We start from the raw sequence: 3,652 nt of genomic DNA on the forward strand, positions 1-3,652 counted from the left end.
CACCGGCACCGTCGGTGGCGATGCCAAAGTCGGTGACACCGTAACCCTGACCGTCAATGGCAAGACCTTCACGGGCCAGGTTCAGGCGAACAACACCTTTAGCATCAACGTCCCAGGTGCTGACTTGGTCGCCGATGCTGGCAAAACCATTACCGCCAGCATCAGCACTACCGATGCCGCCGGCAACATCGGCACGGCGACAGACACCGAAGGCTACAGCGTCGACGTCACCGCTCCCGTTCCGACCATCACGCTGGATGCCAATATCACCGCCGACGACGTGATCAATATTGCCGAGTCGAGTCAGCAGATCCCGATTACCGGCACTGTGGGCGGCGATGCCAAGGTTGGCGATACCGTTACCCTGACCGTCAATGGCAAGGAGTTCACCGGTTCGGTCGTTGCCAATGCAAATGGCACGCTGGGCTTCAGCATCAACGTGCCCGGCGCCGATCTGGCCGCTGATGGCGATCGCACCATCGATGCCAGCGTCAGAACCACCGATGCCGCAGGCAACATTGGCATTGGCGTGGATACCGAAAGCTACCGCGTCGACATCACGCCGCCTGCAGCGGCAATCGATATCGTCAAGATCTCTGAAGACACGGGAACTCCTGGAGACTTCATCACCCGCGACAGCACGTTGACCGTAAGCGGTACGGTCGGCCCCCTGGGCGCCGGCGAAAAAGCGCAGATCAGCGTGGACGGCGGCAGTTCCTGGACGGACCTGACCGTCAGCAACGGCAACTGGGATTACGCGGATGGCCGCACCCTGCCGCTGGGTGATCACACCTATCAGGTTCGCGTCATCGATGATGCGGGTAACGTGGGCTCCACCGACACCCAGAAAGTCACCATCATCGCCAACCAGGATCCGATCGCGGTTAACGACCCAGGCATGGCAGCCGGGCTCACCGGCCAGTATTACGCCTACCACGAAGGTGCGAACCTGGATGGGGCGAACCTGACCTCACTGGCTCAGGTGCGCGCCTTTATCGCCGCCAACTCGCCTGATGCCGCCTTCGTGGCGAAGAACATCAACTACAGCCTGAGCGGCGGTGACCTCGGCGGAAATAACAACCTGCAAGCATTTCTGGGCTCTGACGCGGCATCGCTGAACGTCGACCCGGAAAACAGCAGTGACGCGATCATCAGACTCAGCGGCACCTTGCAATTGCAGGCGGGTAACTACCAGTTCCAGGTCAGGGCAGACGACGGCTACAGCATCTCGATCGATGGCGTGATCGTCTCGAGGTTCGACGGTAACCAGTCGCCGAGGACCAATGGCGGCTCGTTCACCATCAGTGAACCCGGCGCGCATACCATCGAGATCATCTACTGGGACCAGGGTGGTCAGGCCGTACTGCAGCCCACGCTGAGTTTCGCTGGCGGTCCTTATCAGTTGCTGGGCAACTACTCTCCGGCCCAGGCCAACCCTGCCCTGGTCACCGAGCACGACAATGCCTTGACGATCGCCCAGGCAACGCTGCTCGCCAACGACAGCGACGCGGACGGTGACAGCCTGCGTATCGTCGGCGTGGACAACCCCAAGCACGGCACCGTTACGCTGAACGACAACGGCACCATCACCTTCACGCCCGCGAGCAACTACTACGGCCCCGCTTCGTTCAGCTACACGGTCAGCGACGGCAATGGTGGAACCAGCAAGGCCACGGTCACGGTGAACGTGACGGGCGACGCGGTTGCGAGTATCGGCACGGTCAGCAACGCCGTGGACAACACCGGAGGCCAGGTAGATGAAGGCGATAGCGCTGTTTTCACCGTCACGCTCGGCACCGCCAGCCTCACCACCACGACCTTCAGCCTGGCGCTGAATGCGGGTACCGCAACAGCGGGCAGTGACTACAACGGTACGCTGACCAACCAGAGCTTCAGCAATGGCGTCACCTACAACGCTGCCAACGGAACCGTCACCGTGCCCGCAGGCGTTTCCAGCTTCACGGTCACCGTGCCGACGATCAACGACACCGTCTTCGAGCCGACCGAGACCTTCAGCCTGACCGTAGGCGGGAAAACCGGTACCGCGACAATTTTCGACAATGATGCCGCTCCGGCTATCAATACCGTCAGCGCTGCCGTCGACAGCACCGGCGGCCAGGTCGACGAAGGCGACAACGCCGTCTTCACCGTCAACCTCACCAATGCCAGCAGCACGCCGACTACGTTCAGCCTCGCGCTGAATGCCGGTACCGCAACAGCGGGCAGTGACTACAACGGCACGCTCACCAATCAAAGTTTCAGTAATGGCGTGACTTACAACGCCACTAACGGAACAGTCACCGTACCAGCGGGTGTGACCAGCTTTACCGTCACGGTGCAGACCATCAATGACACCGTCTTCGAACCGACCGAAACCTTCACGCTGACCGTTGGCGGCAAGACCGGCACCGCCACGATCATCGACAACGACCCAGTGCCGACGGTCAGCACTGTCAGCTCCGCAGTCGATAACACAGGCGGCCAGGTCGATGAGGGCGACAATGCGGTCTTCACCGTCAACCTCACCAATGCCAGCAGCACGGCTACCACCTTCAGCCTCGCGCTGAATGCGGGTACTGCGACAGCAGGTAGCGACTACAACGGCACGCTGACCAACCAGAGCTTCAGCAACGGTGTGACCTATAACGCCACCACTGGCCAGGCCACCGTACCGGCTGGCGTCACCAGCTTTACCGTCACCGTTTCTACACTCGACGACACCGCCTTCGAGCCGACCGAGACCTTCAGCCTGACCGTCGGCGGGAAAACCGGTACCGCGACAATTTTCGACAATGATCCGGTACCGACGGTCAGCACTGTCAGCGCTGCCGTCGACAGCACCGGTGGCCAGGTCGACGAAGGCGACAACGCCGTCTTTACCGTCAACCTCACCAATGCCAGCAGCACGCCGACTACGTTCAGTCTCGCGTTGAACGCTGGTACAGCGGTTGCCGGTAGCGATTACAACGGCACGCTGAACAACCAGAGTTTCAGCAACGGTGTGACCTATAACGCCACCACCGGCCAGATCACCGTACCAGCTGGCGTGACAAGTTTTACGGTCACCGTACCGACCATCAACGATACCGTTTACGAGCAAACCGAAACCTTCAGCCTGACGGTAGGCGGGAAGACCGGCACTGCGACCATCATCGACAACGACCCAGTGCCGACGGTCAGTACCGTAAGCTCCGCAGTCGATAACGCAGGTGGCCAAGTCGATGAAGGCGACAATGCCATCTTTACCGTCAATCTCACCAATGCCAGCAGCACAGCTACCACCTTCAGCCTCGCGCTGAATCCGGGCACCGCGACAGCAGGTAGTGACTACAACGGTACGCTCACTAATCAAAGTTTCAGTAACGGCGTGACCTACAACGCCGCTAACGGAACAGTCTCCGTACCGGCTGGCGTCACCAGCTTCACCGTCACCGTTCCTACACTCGACGACACCGTCTTCGAGCCGACCGAGACCTTCAGCTTGACCGTCGGCGGGAAAACCGGTACCGCGACAATTTTCGACAATGATGCCGTTCCGGCTATCAATACCGTCAGCGCTGCCGTCGACAGCACCGGCGGCCAGGTCGACGAAGGCGACAACGCCGTCTTCACCGTCAACCTCACCAATGCCAGCAGCACGCCGACTACGTTC

1 protein-coding gene is annotated in these 3,652 nt (G+C 60.6%); it reads left to right on the forward strand.

The window, feature by feature from the left end:
• On the forward strand, positions 1-3,652 hold a 3,652-nt coding region (locus tag BVH03_RS26535; RefSeq protein WP_218189571.1), incomplete at both ends, for a Calx-beta domain-containing protein.

Source organism: Pseudomonas sp. PA15(2017), from assembly GCF_001945395.1.
Taxonomy (GTDB): Bacteria; Pseudomonadota; Gammaproteobacteria; order Pseudomonadales; family Pseudomonadaceae; genus Aquipseudomonas.